Raw genomic sequence first — 16,057 nt, 5'->3', positions numbered from 1 at the left:
TTTTGATAAAGCATTTTGCTATATGAAACAAAACGTATTAAAAGTCCATCCTTCGGACAATGTACTGGTAGCGCTGAAAGATCTGAAACAGGGCGAAACCATCAGCTTTCAAAACGAATCCATCACGCTCACAGAAGATATTGCAGGTAAACACAAGATCTTTATGCAGGACATGCAGCCCGGCGAAAAGATCATCATGTATGGTGTAACGGTTGGTACCATTGCACAACCTGTTTTAAAAGGTGCACGCATGAGTACGGAGAATACCAAGCATGCAACTGATCAATTCGATTATCATGGTTCAAACTATACATGGACAGCTCCGGATGTATCGAAGTTTGCAGGTAAAACATTCATGGGTTATCATCGCAAAGATGGTCGTGTGGGTACAGCCAACTACTGGATCTTTATTCCAATGGTGTTTTGTGAAAACCGTAATCTCGATGTAATTCGTGAAGCCATGCACAACGAACTTGGCTATGCGGTTACTGATAAATACAAAACTTATACTCGTAAACTTGTTGATGCTTATCAACAGGGACAGGATATTACACAGGTAGATATTACTTCTGTGCTATCAACACCCGGCAGCAGTCGTGTATTTAAAAATGTAGATGGTATTAAATTCTTAACGCACCCCGGTGGTTGCGGTGGTACAAGACAGGATGCAGAATTACTTGGTAAACTGTTAGCGTCGTATGCCGATCATCCAAACGTTGCAGGTGTAACGGTGTTGAGTTTAGGTTGTCAGAATTTACAGGTGCGTGATTTTGAACGTTACCTTGCTGAACGTAATCCAAACTTCAGCAAACCAATTCTTATTTATGAACAACAGCAAAGCAGAAGCGAACCGCAAATGATCGCTGAAGCTATTCAACAAACGTATGTAAACCTCATTGAAGTAAACAAGATCGAACGTAAACCTGCACCATTATCTGAATTGGTAGTGGGTGTGAAGTGCGGCGGCAGCGATGGCTTCAGTGGTATCTCTGCAAATCCTGCAGTTGGTTATTGTGCTGATCTGGTTGTTGGTTTAGGTGGTAAAGTATTGTTAGCAGAGTTTCCTGAATTATGTGGTGCAGAGCAAGATCTTATTGATCGTTCGGTGAACGAACCAACTGCACGCAAGTTTATGAAGCTGATGACCGATTACAATAACCAGGCAATTGCAGCCGGTTCAGGCTTTCATATGAATCCATCGCCCGGTAATATCAAAGATGGTTTGATCACTGATGCCATTAAAAGTAACGGCGCATGTAAGAAAGGTGGCACATCACCCGTAACAGATGTGCTCGATTATACAGAGCCTGCAGTGAAACCCGGTTTGAATTTGGTATGCACACCCGGTAACGATGTGGAAGCAACAACAGGTAAAGCAGCAAGTGGTGCTACACTTATTTTGTTTACAACAGGGTTGGGTACACCAACAGGTAATCCTGTTTGTCCGGTTATTAAAGTATCAACCAATACCAATCTTGCAAAACGCATGGGCGATATTATTGATATCGATACAGGCAGCATCATTGAAGGCGATAAAACAATTCCTGAAGTGGGAGAGGAAATACTGGAGTATGTGATACGTGCAGCAAGTGGCGAAGTAATTCCGAAAGCTGTGCAACTGAACCAGGACGATTTCATTCCATGGAAACGTGGTGTATCTCTCTAACATTTTTTAATTAGTACATGTTTCAACTTACGAACAAAACAACGATTGTTACCGGCGGCGGCAGCGGTATTGGCCGTGCAATTGCAAAACTGTTTGCCAAACAACGATCAACGGTTTACATTTTTGATATTGATAAAAAAGGTGCAGAACAATCGGTGGAAGAAATTAAAGCCGAAGGTGGATCTGCGTATGCTATTGTTTTAAATATTGCCGATCAGCAGGAAGTAAAAAAAGCGGTAGAGCAAATAAAAGCAAACGGACATAGCATTGATATCCTCATCAACAATGCCGGCGTGGCACATATCGGCACAGCAGAATCAACAGGTGAGGAAGATTTCACCCGCATCTTTAACATCAATGTAAAAGGTGTGTACAATTGTTTGCACGAAGTATTGCCGGTGATGAAAGAACAACAGAAAGGAGCGATCCTTAATATGTGTTCTATTGCTGCATCGGTTGGTATTACTGATCGTTTTGCATACAGCATGAGTAAAGGTGCAGTGCTTGGTATGACATTATCTACTGCAAGAGATTATCTCAGTAGCAATATCCGTTGCAATTGTATTTCGCCTGCACGTGTGTTTACACCGTTTGTAGAAGGTTTCCTTGCAAAGAATTATCCGGGTAAAGAAGAGGAGATGTTTGAAAAATTATCGAAGAGTCAGCCGATTGGCCGTATGGGTACAACCGATGAAATTGCTTATCTATCATTGTATCTCTGTAGCGACGAAGCAGGTTTTATTACCGGTTGTGATTACCCGATTGATGGTGGATTTATTAAACTGAATAATTAATTACAACACAAAACATATAAACTGAATAGAGATGAAACTGATCCGCTTTGGTGAAGCAGGTAAAGAGAAACCAGGTGTCATGCTAAGCACCATTTGTTACGATGTGTCTGCACATGTAAACGATTACGATGAAGATTTTTTTGCAAATGATGGGTTGAAGAAATTAGAACAGCTTGTCGCTACTGCTAAATTGCCTGTGGTGAATGTTGATCGTTACGGTAGTCCGGTAAAGCGTCCATCAAAGATCGTTTGCATTGGTTTGAATTATAGCGATCATGCAAAAGAAACTGGTGCAACGCCTCCAAGTGAACCGGTGATCTTTTTTAAATCAACATCAGCTTTGATTGGCCCGAATGATGAAGTGATGATTCCACGTAATTCAGTAAAAACAGATTGGGAAGTGGAACTGGCAGTTGTCATTGGTAAGAAAGCATCGTATGTGGAAGAAGCAGAAGCGATGGATTATGTTGCAGGTTATTGTTTGCACAACGATATCAGCGAACGTGAATTTCAATTGGAACGTGGCGGTACATGGGATAAAGGAAAAGGTTGCGATACGTTTGCACCAATCGGTCCATGGTTGGTGACTAAAGATGAAGTGGAAGATGTGCATGCACTTCGTTTGTGGTTAACACTCAACGGACAAAAAGTACAGGATGGTTCAACAAGCAATCTCATCTTCAATGTTCCATTCCTTATTTCGTACGTAAGTAAATTCATGACCTTGTTGCCCGGCGATATTATTTCAACGGGTACGCCTGCAGGTGTAGGTTTGGGTATGAATCCGCCAGTATATCTCAAACCCGGCGATGTAATGGAGTTGGGTATTGATGGACTGGGAACATCGAAGCAGACTGTAATTGCTTTTAAAAAATAAACAAATGAAAGCGTCTGATAAAATTATCAGACGCTTTCATTATCAATAAAACAGAACGACCACTTGCATATGAAATCAAAACAATCCTTTTTGGTTGCCTTTATTATGGTGACCAGTCTTTTCTTCCTCTGGGCATTTTTACACAATATCAATCCCATTTTAATTCCGCATCTTAAGAAAGCCTGTACGCTTACCGACACAGAAAGTGCTCTCATTGATTCATCGGTTTACTTCGGCTATTTTCTTGTGGCCATTCCTGCCGGATGGTTCATGCATAAATATGGCTACAAAAAAGGAATACTTGTTGGCCTGATACTTTATTGTGTAGGTGCGTATTTGTTTATTCCTGCGGCTTCTGCAAGAAGTTATAGTTTCTTTCTTGCCGCATTATTTGTAATGGCAGCAGGTGCAACGTTTCTGGAAACAATTGCCAATCCCTACATCACCAAGTTGGGTGAAGAAGAAGGAGCAGCAAGGCGTTTGAATCTTGCACAATCGTTTAACGGTGTTGGTGCATTTATTGCGCCGCTCATTGGTGGTAAGTTTATCTTATCAGGCATTGAGCATACCGAAGCGGAATTAAAACAAATGTCGACCGAGCAGTTGCAATCTTATTTAAGTTTTGAAGCAGGCACTATCAAAATGCCCTACATCGTTATTGGTTCTGTTGTATTGGTGATCCTGATCTTGTTTGCGTTGATCAAGCTTCCTGAAATTGAAGAGAAGCATACAACAGATGGTAAATCAGAATTTTCTTTCCGTGTATTCCGCTTTCCGCATTTTCGTTGGGCAGTGATTGCACAATTTTTTTATGTAGGCGCACAGGTTGGCGTGGGTAGTTTCTTCATCCGCTTTTCGAAATACACGATGAACATGGGTGAAAAAGAAGCAGCCTATTGGTGGGGCTCCATTGCGATGGTTGGTTTTATGGCCGGTCGTTTTGTTGGCACCTTCCTCATGCGTTACTTTAAACCTGCAGCATTGTTAAGTGTTTATGCACTGATCAATATTGCATTGCTTGCAGTTGCGATTATGAGCAAAGGAAGTGTGGCGGTGTATGCAATGATGGCGGTACCGTTCTTTATGAGCATCATGTTCCCAACCATTTTTGCATTGGGTATTGATGGTTTGGGTGAAGAAAGTAAAATTGCTTCTTCGTTTATTGTGATGTCAATTGTGGGCGGCGCATTGTTCCCTGTATTGATGGGACAACTGAGTGATGCAAACGGTGGCAATATCCAGATCGCTTACATCGTTCCGCTCGTCTGTTTTGCAGTCATTGCATATTATGGTGCAACGCAATTGAAAAAAGCAGCTGTAAAAGTTTCTGTTGGTCACTAATTAAATCTATTTGAATGAACCGTTATTGCCTTGCTGTTGATTTAAAAAATGATCCAACACTTATTGAAGAATACGAGCAGTATCATGAACGCATCTGGCCCGAGATCGAAGCATCGATCAAAGACTCAGGAATTGTAAGCATGGAGATCTATCGCATCGAAAACAGATTGTTCATGATCATGGAAACAAATGATGCGTTTTCGTTTGAAGCGAAAGCAGCCGCAGATGCCTCCAGTGAAAAAGTACAGGAGTGGGAAACGCTGATGTGGAATTACCAGCAGGCATTGCCCACGGCGAAGAAAGGAGAGAAGTGGATGTTGATGAAAAAAATGTTTGACTTAAAACATTCTTCATGACGATCATTGATACACACCAGCATTTCTGGAAATATGATCCGGTGAATTACAGTTGGATCAACGATGACATGCAGGTGATACGCAGAGATTTTTTACCCGGCGACCTGGCTGTTGTGCTGAATGAAAACAAGGTGCAGGGTTGTGTGGCAGTGCAGGCCAATCAGACAGAAGAAGAAACAGATTGGTTAATTGTGCTGGCTGCAAAGAACGATTTTATCAAAGGTATTGTTGGCTGGGTGGATCTGCGGAGTGATAAAATTGAAGACCGTTTGCGACATTACATGCAGTTTGAAAAACTTGTTGGCTTTCGTCATGTATTGCAGGGCGAAGAGCCTTCGTTCATGTTGCAAAAAGATTTTCTGAATGGTATCAGCAAACTCGATCAGTTTGGTTTTGCTTATGACATTCTCATCTTTCCACATCATCTTGAAGCAGCATTGCAATTAGTGGAGCAATTTCCGCAACAACGATTTGTTGTTGATCATGCAGCCAAACCATACATCAAAGACGGAAAGATCGATGATCCGATAGCTATCGGATGGAAAGCAGGCATGCAGCAACTGGCTGAACACAACAATGTGTATTGCAAGATCAGCGGCATGGTAACCGAAGCCGATTGGAAGAGCTGGACTGCAGATCAATTGAAACCATACCTTGATGTAGTTGTAGAATGCTTTGGTATCGACCGTATCATGTTTGGCAGCGATTGGCCTGTTTGTTTAGTTGCATCATCGTACAACAGATGGATCGAAACCGTGCAGGAATATTTTTCATCATTTACAAAAGAAGAACAGGAAAAAGTTTTCAGCAGCAATGCTATCAAATTTTATCAACTATAATCAATATCCGAATATTTAGAAGCATTCACAACTCATTATTCATCACTCATAACTCATAAAAATGAATCTCCAGTTAGCAGATAAAGTAGTCATCGTAACAGGCGGTGCAAAAGGCATCGGTAAAGGCATTGTAGATGTATTGGCAAAAGAAGGTGCCATTCCTGTTATTGTTGGCAGAAGCGAAGCAGACAATCAACTTGCAGTAAAAGAAGTGGAAGCTGCCGGTGGTAAAGCATGGCAGGTAGTTGCTGAATTATCGCAACCGGAAGAATGTGAGAAAGCAGTAAAAGCTGTGATCGAAAAATTCAACCGTATTGATGGACTCATCAACAACGCCGGTGTGAATGATGGTGTTGGTTTGGAAAGCGGCGATTATAAACGTTTCATGGAAAGTCTGCATAAGAATGTGGTGCACTATTACTTGATGGCGCATTTTGCATTGCCTGAATTAAAAAAATCAAAAGGCAGCATTGTGAACATCACATCCAAAACGGCTGAGACAGGACAAGGAAATACATCCGCTTACGCTGCTGCAAACGGCGGACGTAATGCGTTGACAAGAGAATGGGCTGTTGAGTTGGCGAAATATTCAATTCGTGTAAATGCATTGGTGGTGGCCGAATGTTATACTCCGCTGTATGATAAATGGATCAAAACATTGCCAAACCCCGAAGAGAAATTAAAAGAGATCACTTCCAAAATACCGTTTGAACAACGCTTTACCACTGCTGAGGAAATAGCGAACATGACGGTGTTTTTATTATCGCCTGTATCGAGTCACACAACCGGTCAGTTGATCTATGTGGATGGTGGTTATGTGCATCTCGACAGAGCAATGGCGAATGCATGATCTTATTAATAAGGCACAAAGAAAACAAAAGCTGAACTGTTTTCTTTGTGCTTCTTAGTGACTTTGAGCCTTCGTGGCGAACCCGCTGTTTGTAATCAATCTTTAAATCATAAAACATGAAACTGTTTCGATTGCTGTTTACCTGCTATGCAATGCTGAGCATAGTTAGTAGTTCCTTTGCCCAAACGTATACACCTTCTGCAACAAATCTTGCTGCACGGGAAGAATTTCAAAATGATAAGTTTGGGATGTTTATTCACTGGGGTGCATCAAGTGTGCTTGGTCATGGTGAGTGGGTGATGAATAACCGTAACATCCAAGTGAAGGAATACCATCGTCTCATCAACATTTTTAATCCGCAGAATTTTGATGCAGCAAAATGGGTTGCCACTGCAAAAGCGGCGGGCATGAAGTACATCACTTTCATCACACGTCATCACGATGGTTTCAGTAACTGGGATACCAAGCAAAGCGATTGGAAGATCACCAAGACGCCTTATGCAAAAGATGCATTGAAACAATTGGCCGATGAATGTCATAAACAAGGCATCAAACTCTATTGCTATTATTCGTTGCTCGATTGGTACCGCACCGACTATCAATACGAAACTGGTAAAACAGGAAAGGGAACTGGCCGCAAACAAAAAAGCGATTGGGAAAGTTATATCCGTTTTATGAAAGCACAGTTGACTGAACTGCTTACCAACTATGGTGAAATCTCCGGTATCTGGTTCGATGGACATTGGGATCAACTGGATAATGATGTTGACAAAACACTCAAGTCGAAAGTGAACTGGCATTACGATGAAATTTATGAACTCATTCATCGTCTGCAACCGCAATGCCTCATCAGCAACAATCATCATCTCTTACCAATACCCGGTGAAGATTTCCAGGCATTTGAAAAAGATCTTCCCGGTCACAATACGACCGGCTTTGGCGGACAATCCGTTTCGCAACTTCCATTGGAAACATGCGAGACCATGAACGACAGCTGGGGTTTCAATATTACCGATCGTAATTACAAAACATCAAAGAATCTTATTCAATACATGGTAAAGGCTGCTTGCTACAATGCCAATTTTTTATTGAATGTTGGCCCCATGCCTGATGGTACTATTCAACAGGAGTTTACAGATACACTGGCTTTGATGGGCAAATGGCTGCAGCAATACGGATCAACAGTGTATGGTACAAGAGGAGCGATCACAACGCCAAAGAACTGGGGTGGTTTTACACAAAAAGGCAAAACAGTGTACATGCATATTCTGCAAAAACAAGAAGGCGATTATATTTTCATTCCTGAATTAAAACAAAAGATCAAAAAGACCACTACGTTTGATGGAAAGACCGAAGTAAAATTCAAACAACAACCCGAAGGAACGTTCATCTATTTGAACGGTATCAGTTGGGATAATGTTGATACCATTTTAGAGCTGCAGTTACAATAGTAAACAGCATTAACCGGACAGCATTTGTAAAGCTTTTGTGAAAAAGAGTTTTGCAGATGCTGTTCTGTTTTTATACAACGTTTGATGGTATGGATTTATAACCCGGCTGCATCTCCTCCTCAAACAATTACATGAAGAAAACCATCATCCTGCTGTTTTGTGCACTACTGGCTGCAACAGTTTACTATTTCTACAAGAATGTTACGACCCAACCATCATCCGTTAACATCAATAAAGAACTAAAGAAAGACGATACGGAAAACACAGCCGTAAAAGCATTGCTTACAAAAGCAGGCATCGCCAGGAAATTCATAAAAAGAAACAACTATAACCAGCAAGTTTGTTTTTTGATTGATATGAAGATCCGTTCGGGAGAGGAACGTTTTTTTGTTTATGATCTGAAAGCAGATTCGGTCATCCGTTCCGGTGTAGTTACTCATGGCCGCTGCAATGAACGTTGGCTGGTTGGAAGACGATATGGCAACGAGCCGGGCTGTGGTTGTACATCCTTAGGAAAATATAAAGTCGGCAACGCTTATAACGGCCGGTTTGGGTTGGCTTACAAACTTCATGGACTTGATTCATCAAACAACAATGCATTTAAACGGTTTGTGGTGTTGCATGCACATGACTGTGTGCCGGAAGAAAAAACATTCTCAGAAATTTGTCAGAGTGATGGTTGTCCAACTGTTGCACCGGGCTTTCTGCAGGAGTTAAAAACGATCATCAATAAGTCAAAGGAACCTGTTCTGTTGTGGATCTATGAATCGTAACTACAGGGTTGCTACCAAATAAATGCAACCCTTAAATTTGTACTCTATGTACAAACCAACCTTGTACCTTATTGCTACATGCTGCATCTTGTTTTTGTTCAGCAGCTGTGCTGTCAACAAAAGTGCCGAAGCCGTTCGTTTCCGTGCTTTGCAAAAAGGAAAGATCAAAGACGACAGCAGTTATGTGTATTCACTTCCGTTTGCAGTTGCTGATAAACACCGGTTGGTGCAGGGATATTTCAGCAGGTTTACACATCGCAACAGAGCAGCACTTGATTTTAAGATGAAAAAAGGAACAGCCATTTATGCAGCAAGAGGCGGGGTTGTTATGCGGGTGAAAGAAGATGGTGATAAAGGCGGACTCGATGGGCATTACAGGCAATATGGCAATAACATCATCATTAACCACAACGATAGTACACGTTCGGGTTACTGGCATTTGCAATACAACGGTGCTGTGGTGAATGTGGGTGATACTGTGCAGCAAGGTCAACTCATTGGTTATAGCGGCAACACAGGTTATACGGCATTTCCGCATCTGCATTTTATTGTATGGCGATCGGAGCGTGGCAATTGGCGCCAGATCGGTACACGTTTTCAAACAAGAAAAGGGGCGAAGTATCTGCGACCGTTTAAGAAATATAAACGCCTAAAGTAAAGAAAGATAGCGCCACCAAGACCCTAAGACGCAAAGGAACACCAAGAAGAAAAAACACCACGTAAGCACGGAAACATAGATTTAATCAGTGTTAATCCGTCGCATCCGTGTTATCAGCGTTTCTATTTCTTAACCCACGCTGCGGCTGCAAATTCCCTTATTTTCGTGGCATGACTACAGAACGCAGAGAACGATTACTATCTGTATTACGCAAACGGCAACCTGATCTTACAGTTGTGTTGGAAAATGTGTTTGATCCACACAACATTTCTGCAGTAATGCGTACCTGCGATGCGGTGGGCATACAGGAAGTGTATGTATTGACGAATAAAATTCCCCGACACAAAAAATGGGGAGCAAGAAGTTCATCCAGTGCTGCCAAATGGTTAACCGTTCATCAGTTTGAAAGTGCAGAAGAATGCTTTGCAGCCTTGCGTAAGAAATACAAAAAAATTTACACCACACATCTAAGCAGCGATGCTGTTAGTTTGCATGAAATTGATTTTACCGAAAGTGTGGCGTTGGTATTTGGGAATGAACATGCAGGTGTAAGTGAGGAGATCATTGCAATGGCTGATGGTAATTTTATTATTCCACAGATGGGCATTATTCAATCGCTCAATATTTCTGTTGCGTGTGCGGTGAGTATTTATGAAGCGATGCGACAAAAGAAGAATGCAGGCCACTACGATCAGCAACGATTGGATGATGGAACGTTTAACACACTATTGGATGAATGGGGTTTCAGGGCCGATGATTTGGAAGCCATTAACAAAGAAGAGCAGTAACTTTAATAAATGAAAAACTTCTTACTAACAGCAATACTTGCAATGATCTTTGTTGCAGCAGACGCACAACCCATCAAACGATGGAAAATGGATGACTTGTTGCAATATGCTGATACAAACGATTCTGTACTCGTTATTAATTTCTGGGCAACATTCTGCGGGCCTTGCATTGCTGAGTTACCTTACTTTCACAGCATCACCAACAAATACAAAAAGCAAAATGTAAAGTTGTTGCTGGTGAGTCTTGATTTTGAAGAATATTATCCAAAACGTATTCGTGATTTTGCCAATAAACGGAAATACACAGCCGAAATCGTTTGGCTGGATGAAGAAAAGCCCGATGAGTTTTGTCCACGTATCGATCCAAAATGGACAGGCTCCATGCCGGCCACCTTATTCATCAATAAAAAAACAGGCTACCGCAAATTTGTGGAAGCAGAGATGAAACCGGAAGATGTAGAGAGAGAAGTGAAACTTGCTGCCGGTATTAATTAAATAACTTTACATCGCTCAAACTACCCGAACGTATTTCTCTCTTTTAAGAATGCTATTTGTGTTACATCGTAATTAATTGCAGCCGTAGTGCCTGCTGTAACATCAATGGTACAACCGGTAATTGTAGCAGCCATATTTGATGCAAGAAACACAGCTGTATTAGCAACATCCTTCATCAGCGGAAGTTTTTTCAGCATTGTATCGTCTCTTAACTTCTTCAAAAATTCAGGAACCAGTTCTCCACCCGCATCAATCGCTTCTTTGAATACTTTTGAATCGGGAGAACCACCTGAACGGATATTCACCACCCGCACACCATGCACACCCAATTCCGATGCAAGGTTGCGTGAAAAACTTTCCACCGCACAACAAGCCACACCGAAACCACCGGTGTTAGGATAACCAATACCGCCGGGTGTTGCAGTTAAAGAAAGAATAACACCTGTGCCTTGTTTCGACATGACTCTGCCCGCAGCAGTAGAAGTAATAAAATTTGTTTGCGTCGAAATGTTGATCGGCCGCATGAAATCGGCCAACTCCATTTCCGTTAACGGGAAATTCTGTACGTCTTTCCAGCCAATGGCATTAAATGAAATATCGATGCTATGCCCATCTGCCACTAATCCCGTCAGGTATTTATTTACTTGCTCTTCATTCATAGCATCAACTTCTGCTGCAAATGCCTTTCCACCTGCGGTGTTTATTTCATCGGCAAGTTGTTGCACCGGTTCTATATGATGACCTGATAAAAACACCGTTGCGCCTGCATCTGCAAACGCCCTTGCAAAAGCACCACCTAATGATCCGCCTGCTCCATAGATAACTGTATTCTTATTTTTCAGCAACATAACATATGAGTTTAAGTTTCCTAAAGTTAAAATCACTGCCCCTGATCATACAAGTACGAAAGCGACATTATAAGGGTCAGATACGACAACTATGTCTTAATGAAAAAACCTGCCAGGTTTTCATCCGTAGCAGGTTTTTGTTATAAGTGAATCTTTTTTGTTATGATTTACGCTTAATACCGCAGCCCATTGCTTTTGATGTTTTCATGCTCACATCTTTACCACCTACGATTTCATCAATCGCTACTTTTAAATGATCACGTGTGCTTTCTGATGGAGTCTTTGGATTATCGGTAATTGCACCATGATAAACCAGCTTCATATCCTTATCAAACAAATAGCATTCAGGTGTAACACGTGCACCAAATGCATCGGCCATTGTACTGTTATCATCCATTACATAAGGATATTTATAACCCTGTGCTTTTGCATATTCTTTCATTTTTTCCTGCGAATCGCCATCGCCACGGCTTGCTTCGTTTGAATTCAACACAATTACACCAACTTCCTTACCCAGCGCATAACCATAACCTTCAGCAGCTACCTGCTGGTTTTTGATCACCCAGGGACATGTATTACAACTGAACACCACAAGCAGTCCGTTTTTCTTTTTCACATCGCTGAACGAATATTCCTTACCGGAAATATCCTTCATTTTTTTATTTGCATTGGGAATGCTGCTGCCGATGGTTAACTCTTCGGGCAAAGCAGTAAATGCGAAAGCTGCCATTACTATAACAGCTGAAAAAAGGATCTTTTTCATATCAATATCTGTTTAAGTGTGTATTAAAGTTACTACGATTGCAGGTCTTTTACAGCACCGCTTATCTCTTCTTTCAGCCTTTTATCGCTCTGCCGTTTCAGGAGTTTGATGCTTAAATTCAATTCGAAACCAATTAACAATACCAGTGAAATAAAATTGATAAAGATCATGAGGATGAGGATCGTACCGATTGATCCGTAAATAGAATAGGCTGCAAAATTGTTGATCCAGAACGAGAACAGGAACGTAAACAAAATAATAAGCAGGCATGCAACAATAGAACCCGGGGAGATGAGTTTCCATTTTTTCTCAACCGAAGGTGCATGCTTGTAAATAAATGCAATGGAATAAAAGAACAGGCCGATAATTACCACCCACCGTAAAATAATGATGAGCCATTTTACAAATGCATTATCAATATTTAACAATCCCAGCAACCAGTTAAACAATGCACCCTGTGTAATCAGGAGCAGCATGCTGGCAATAAAGATGAAAATGATCACAAATGTTAAGCGGATCGCTTTCCAGCGATAGGCAAAGAAATTTTTGCTTTCCACCTCGTGTATTGACTGATTAAAACTGTGAATGATTCCCAACACAGCATTGGAAGAAAAATATAACGATGTAAGGAAACCGAGAGAAAGCAAACTGTTTTTCGGTCGCTTAAAAAAATCATCCAAAAAATTTTCTACAATATCTCTTGTTGCAGCGTTTGGCGTAAGATCACGTACAAACGAATTGACTTCGTAATAAAACTGATCTGCAATGGGAAACAAAGGCACCAGCGAAAACAAAAAGATACAGGCTGGGGGAAGTGCCATAATAAAGTTGAATGAAATGGCAGCAGCACGTTGATTTAAACGCCCTTGTTGAATCTGGCGTACAAAGAAATTGGTTACTTCATACAAGGTTACACCTTCGAAACCGGGTGGACGAAAACGCTTACTGAAACGGATCACCGAGCGGACAAGAGGCAGCTGATATATAAATTCACCAAAGGTCATGCAGGCCGAAAGTACTTGTTTTAGTGCTTATTTTATGTTTAAACTATCGAGCCATTGCTGGTAAGTTTTGGCATTTTTTGCGTGCTCAATATCGTTCGATGCAAATGCATGGTACCCGTTGCCGTTAGGCTTTGCACAAAAGAACAGGTAATCGGTTTTAGCAGCATTCAAAACAGCATCAATGGTTTTTTCAGATGGTGTACAGATTGGTCCGGGAGGCAGCCCTTTGTTACGATACGTATTGTACGGCGATGAAGCAGTTGAATTAATGTGACCAAAAAGAATGCGCTTTAAACTGAAATCACCAACTGCAAACTTTACTGTAGGATCGGCACCAAGATTCATTCCCTTATTTAAACGATTAAGATATACACTGGCAACAGTTGGCTTTTCATCGTTGCGTAAGGTTTCTTCTTCAACAATCGATGCAAGCGTATGCACTTCGGCTGTGGTTAATCCAAGTGCTGCTGCTTTTTGTTTGCGTTCAGTCGTCCAGAATTTTGTACGTTGTTCATTCAGCTTACGGAATATCTTTTGCGGTTCCGAATTCCAAAGCAGGGAATAGGTATTGGGAAATACAGTCGTCATTACTGTATTTGTATCCAGATCAAATTTCTTCAACGAATCATTGCTGTTCATAAACTGCAACATCGCTGTTGAGTCCGATTCGAATTTGCGGCCGACCAATCCTGCAAAATCGTTTCTTGTACGCAGTTTGGTTATAACGAGGTTAACCGGAGTTTGCGAACCGTTACGCAGCTTGCGTGCAAGTGTAAACAGGCTGCTTCCTTTTTCAATTTCATATTTACCGGGACGTAAACGCTCCCACACATCTAAACGACCGGCAACTGTTTCAAACAACGCCGGATTTTTTAAAAAGCCGGAATCCTTTAATGATTGCATCACCGCTTTTTGATTGGCGTTGCCTGTGTAGATGTAGAGATATTTTTTTGAGTCTTTAAATGCAGTAGCACTGCCGAAGAACTTCCATGCAAAAAATAAGGCGATAAGAGAAAGAATTAGAAAACTATAGCCGATAACTTTTTTCATTTGAGAGATAATGGTTTATTCAGAGCATTGGTCTTAGAGAAATTATTATGCCATAAACGAACGACAAGCGATCGTTTCGTCCGTTTTCAAAATAAAACAAAAAACCCCGACGCAAGGCCGGGGTTTCGTAAAATATTTTTACAATTATTTCTGTTGTGCTGGCGCAGCAGGAACAGTTGTGTTGTTTGTTGCAGGACGGCTTTGTTGTGTTGCAGGCACTTTATCGAGGTTGCCTGAACCACCTGAACCCTCAACTTCTGAAATGAATAAAGAAGATACAAGGCAAAGAACCGCAATGATGGTTGCAAATAACCAGGTACCTTTTTCCAATACATCAGTTGTTTGTTTAACACCCATAAACTGGTTGCTGAAACCGGCAACAGAACCACTGAGGCCACCGCCTTTCGGGTTTTGTACCAACACCACGAATCCTAATAATGCACTGGCCAAAACTACCAGTATAATGAATAACCAAGTCATTGTTTATTGTTTTAATTCTTCAATACGGGAGGCAAAATAAACGCTTTTTTCGGGATGCAGCAAACTTAATTTACTGTACAAATCAATGGCTTGCGCCTTTCGGCCTTGTTTAGCCAGTACTTCGGCCATTGTTTCGGTAATAACATCTTCCTGCTGGTTGCTTTCGGTAGCCTTGGTTACAACCCGTTCTTCTTCGTTCGAGTCGAGTTGTTTCTTCTCTTCAACATAGATCTTCTTCATTGAACGGAGCCATTGGGTGAAGCTTTTTACCTGGTTGCCCAATACATCGTTACCAAGACGGTCTTCTGTGAGTTTAATTCCCTGCGAAGCAAAATAATCAACAGTATGAAAAGGTTCGAAGGTAAACACCGGTTCCAGCGGCTGTGCAGCAGGGGCAGGGGTTGCAGTTATTATTTTATTGATCGATTCCTGCATTGCATCCTGTGCATCTGCACTTTCAATTGCGGCATCAGCAGCCAGTTCTGCATCTGTTTTTTCAATAAAGTCGGCCACTTCACGCTCTGCATCTGCTGCGATCATGGCTTCGGCGGCCGCTTCAGCTTCGGCATCTTCCAGCAATTTTGCAGTTTCTATTTCAGCTTCGGCATCGAGCACTACTGCCGCATCGTAGGCAGTTTCATCTTCTGCAAATTCAACTTTCTCCCGTGTATCTTCAGCTTCAACAAGTACCATTGCATCAATAGCCGCATCGTTTTCGTCTGCAATTACAGTTTCCTTTTCAGCAACAGCAGTTTTACCTGCCAGTGCATTTGAAAATAATTTATACCTGTTGGTAAGCCATAAAGGTTTAGCTGTGTAAGCAACTGCTTTCTGCAATTGTTGTTCTGTATCGGCTACATTGTTTTGTTGCTTTTTTGCAGCAACCAATAAATGTGCGGTGCTGAACCATGGATATTCGTAGGCCAGCTGTTCGAGTTCTGCAAGTGAAGTTTCTTTCAGTAAAGAAGGTTGCTGCAGCAATCGGTTAAAAGCATCTGCATTCATCATTGCGGCAAAGTAAACG

At 41.5% G+C, this 16,057-nt stretch carries 18 protein-coding genes; 12 read left to right on the top strand and 6 right to left on the bottom strand.

Annotated elements, in window-relative coordinates:
- The first annotated feature begins 22 nt into the window (after positions 1-22).
- The 12 genes from ESA94_RS00580 to ESA94_RS00525 all read left to right on the top strand — a co-directional run bounded on the left by ESA94_RS00580 (position 23) and on the right by ESA94_RS00525 (position 10,888).
- A complete protein-coding gene (locus tag ESA94_RS00580) occupies positions 23-1,666 on the top strand; it encodes a UxaA family hydrolase (protein ID WP_129128922.1) in 1,644 nt (547 codons plus the stop codon).
- 17 nt (positions 1,667-1,683) lie between these two features.
- Entirely contained in the window at positions 1,684-2,460 is a 777-nt protein-coding gene (locus tag ESA94_RS00575; RefSeq protein ID WP_129128921.1) for an SDR family NAD(P)-dependent oxidoreductase, read from the top strand.
- A 31-nt stretch (positions 2,461-2,491) separates the two neighbouring features.
- A complete protein-coding gene (locus ESA94_RS00570) occupies positions 2,492-3,337 on the top strand; it encodes a fumarylacetoacetate hydrolase family protein (protein ID WP_129128920.1) in 846 nt (281 codons plus the stop codon).
- Positions 3,338-3,406: 69 nt separating this feature from the next.
- Positions 3,407-4,678 carry an L-fucose:H+ symporter permease gene (gene fucP / locus ESA94_RS00565; RefSeq protein WP_129128919.1) on the top strand — a complete coding sequence of 424 codons (1,272 nt, stop codon included), beginning with the start codon at positions 3,407-3,409 and terminating at the stop codon, positions 4,676-4,678.
- A gap of 14 nt (positions 4,679-4,692) precedes the next feature.
- Positions 4,693-5,034, top strand: coding sequence for an L-rhamnose mutarotase (locus tag ESA94_RS00560; protein ID WP_129128918.1), 342 nt, complete (start codon positions 4,693-4,695; stop codon positions 5,032-5,034).
- Positions 5,031-5,873 (top strand): amidohydrolase family protein, encoded by an 843-nt coding sequence (locus ESA94_RS00555; RefSeq protein ID WP_129128917.1) that lies wholly within the window; start codon positions 5,031-5,033, stop codon positions 5,871-5,873. The genes ESA94_RS00560 and ESA94_RS00555 overlap by 4 nt, the downstream gene beginning before the upstream one ends.
- Before the next feature lie 61 nt (positions 5,874-5,934).
- Complete coding sequence (locus ESA94_RS00550; protein ID WP_129128916.1) at positions 5,935-6,723, top strand: SDR family oxidoreductase; 789 nt, start codon at positions 5,935-5,937, stop codon at positions 6,721-6,723.
- A 116-nt stretch (positions 6,724-6,839) separates the two neighbouring features.
- The gene (locus ESA94_RS00545; protein ID WP_205755881.1) at positions 6,840-8,174 is read left to right on the top strand and encodes an alpha-L-fucosidase; all 1,335 of its coding nucleotides are present in this window, start codon (positions 6,840-6,842) and stop codon (positions 8,172-8,174) included.
- Between the two features lie 131 nt (positions 8,175-8,305).
- Positions 8,306-8,947: a murein L,D-transpeptidase catalytic domain-containing protein gene (locus ESA94_RS00540; RefSeq protein ID WP_129128915.1), complete on the top strand. Its 642-nt coding sequence runs from the start codon at positions 8,306-8,308 to the stop codon at positions 8,945-8,947.
- Positions 8,948-8,993: 46 nt separating this feature from the next.
- On the top strand, positions 8,994-9,605 hold the full coding sequence (locus ESA94_RS21720) for a M23 family metallopeptidase (RefSeq protein ID WP_164972581.1): 612 nt from the start codon (positions 8,994-8,996) through the stop codon (positions 9,603-9,605).
- Positions 9,606-9,775: 170 nt separating this feature from the next.
- The gene (locus ESA94_RS00530; protein ID WP_129128913.1) at positions 9,776-10,393 is read left to right on the top strand and encodes a TrmH family RNA methyltransferase; all 618 of its coding nucleotides are present in this window, start codon (positions 9,776-9,778) and stop codon (positions 10,391-10,393) included.
- A 9-nt stretch (positions 10,394-10,402) separates the two neighbouring features.
- Positions 10,403-10,888 carry a TlpA disulfide reductase family protein gene (locus ESA94_RS00525; RefSeq protein ID WP_129128912.1) on the top strand — a complete coding sequence of 162 codons (486 nt, stop codon included), beginning with the start codon at positions 10,403-10,405 and terminating at the stop codon, positions 10,886-10,888.
- Between the two features lie 20 nt (positions 10,889-10,908).
- Here the strand turns inward: ESA94_RS00525 and ESA94_RS00520 are convergent, their stop codons facing one another.
- From ESA94_RS00520 to ESA94_RS00495, 6 genes are all read right to left on the bottom strand, one after another.
- Positions 10,909-11,736 carry an SDR family NAD(P)-dependent oxidoreductase gene (locus ESA94_RS00520; RefSeq protein WP_129128911.1) on the bottom strand — a complete coding sequence of 276 codons (828 nt, stop codon included), beginning with the start codon at positions 11,734-11,736 and terminating at the stop codon, positions 10,909-10,911.
- 160 nt (positions 11,737-11,896) lie between these two features.
- A complete protein-coding gene (locus ESA94_RS00515) occupies positions 11,897-12,499 on the bottom strand; it encodes a redoxin family protein (protein WP_129128910.1) in 603 nt (200 codons plus the stop codon).
- 32 nt (positions 12,500-12,531) lie between these two features.
- On the bottom strand, positions 12,532-13,503 hold the full coding sequence (locus ESA94_RS00510) for a YihY/virulence factor BrkB family protein (RefSeq protein ID WP_129128909.1): 972 nt from the start codon (positions 13,501-13,503) through the stop codon (positions 12,532-12,534).
- Between the two features lie 27 nt (positions 13,504-13,530).
- Entirely contained in the window at positions 13,531-14,553 is a 1,023-nt protein-coding gene (gene mltG / locus ESA94_RS00505; protein ID WP_129128908.1) for an endolytic transglycosylase MltG, read from the bottom strand.
- Positions 14,554-14,697: 144 nt separating this feature from the next.
- On the bottom strand, positions 14,698-15,033 hold the full coding sequence (gene secG, locus ESA94_RS00500) for a preprotein translocase subunit SecG (protein WP_129128907.1): 336 nt from the start codon (positions 15,031-15,033) through the stop codon (positions 14,698-14,700).
- 3 nt (positions 15,034-15,036) lie between these two features.
- A complete protein-coding gene (locus ESA94_RS00495) occupies positions 15,037-16,041 on the bottom strand; it encodes a hypothetical protein (RefSeq protein ID WP_129128906.1) in 1,005 nt (334 codons plus the stop codon).
- Positions 16,042-16,057 lie beyond the last annotated feature (16 nt).

Source organism: Lacibacter luteus, assembly GCF_004118265.1.
Classification (GTDB): Bacteria; Bacteroidota; Bacteroidia; order Chitinophagales; family Chitinophagaceae; genus Lacibacter; species Lacibacter luteus.
Note: the sequence above shows the minus strand (reverse complement) of the source record. Positions and strands in the feature narration are given on the sequence as shown.

Excerpts from the sequence above, each read along its gene's own strand:
- ESA94_RS00510 (WP_129128909.1), bottom strand. The coding sequence starts at position 13,503 with ATGACCTTTGGTGAATTTATATATCAGCTGCCTCTTGTCCGCTCGGTG.
- fucP (WP_129128919.1), top strand. The coding sequence starts at position 3,407 with ATGAAATCAAAACAATCCTTTTTGGTTGCCTTTATTATGGTGACCAGT.
- ESA94_RS00555 (WP_129128917.1), top strand. The coding sequence starts at position 5,031 with ATGACGATCATTGATACACACCAGCATTTCTGGAAATATGATCCGGTG.
- secG (WP_129128907.1), bottom strand. The coding sequence starts at position 15,033 with ATGACTTGGTTATTCATTATACTGGTAGTTTTGGCCAGTGCATTATTA.
- ESA94_RS00540 (WP_129128915.1), top strand. The coding sequence starts at position 8,306 with ATGAAGAAAACCATCATCCTGCTGTTTTGTGCACTACTGGCTGCAACA.
- ESA94_RS00570 (WP_129128920.1), top strand. The coding sequence starts at position 2,492 with ATGAAACTGATCCGCTTTGGTGAAGCAGGTAAAGAGAAACCAGGTGTC.
- ESA94_RS00520 (WP_129128911.1), bottom strand. The coding sequence starts at position 11,736 with ATGTTGCTGAAAAATAAGAATACAGTTATCTATGGAGCAGGCGGATCA.
- ESA94_RS00575 (WP_129128921.1), top strand. The coding sequence starts at position 1,684 with ATGTTTCAACTTACGAACAAAACAACGATTGTTACCGGCGGCGGCAGC.
- mltG (WP_129128908.1), bottom strand. The coding sequence starts at position 14,553 with ATGAAAAAAGTTATCGGCTATAGTTTTCTAATTCTTTCTCTTATCGCC.
- ESA94_RS00495 (WP_129128906.1), bottom strand. The coding sequence starts at position 16,041 with ATGATGAATGCAGATGCTTTTAACCGATTGCTGCAGCAACCTTCTTTA.
- ESA94_RS21720 (WP_164972581.1), top strand. The coding sequence starts at position 8,994 with ATGTACAAACCAACCTTGTACCTTATTGCTACATGCTGCATCTTGTTT.
- ESA94_RS00560 (WP_129128918.1), top strand. The coding sequence starts at position 4,693 with ATGAACCGTTATTGCCTTGCTGTTGATTTAAAAAATGATCCAACACTT.
- ESA94_RS00525 (WP_129128912.1), top strand. The coding sequence starts at position 10,403 with ATGAAAAACTTCTTACTAACAGCAATACTTGCAATGATCTTTGTTGCA.
- ESA94_RS00550 (WP_129128916.1), top strand. The coding sequence starts at position 5,935 with ATGAATCTCCAGTTAGCAGATAAAGTAGTCATCGTAACAGGCGGTGCA.
- ESA94_RS00515 (WP_129128910.1), bottom strand. The coding sequence starts at position 12,499 with ATGAAAAAGATCCTTTTTTCAGCTGTTATAGTAATGGCAGCTTTCGCA.
- ESA94_RS00545 (WP_205755881.1), top strand. The coding sequence starts at position 6,840 with ATGAAACTGTTTCGATTGCTGTTTACCTGCTATGCAATGCTGAGCATA.
- ESA94_RS00530 (WP_129128913.1), top strand. The coding sequence starts at position 9,776 with ATGACTACAGAACGCAGAGAACGATTACTATCTGTATTACGCAAACGG.
- ESA94_RS00580 (WP_129128922.1), top strand. The coding sequence starts at position 23 with ATGAAACAAAACGTATTAAAAGTCCATCCTTCGGACAATGTACTGGTA.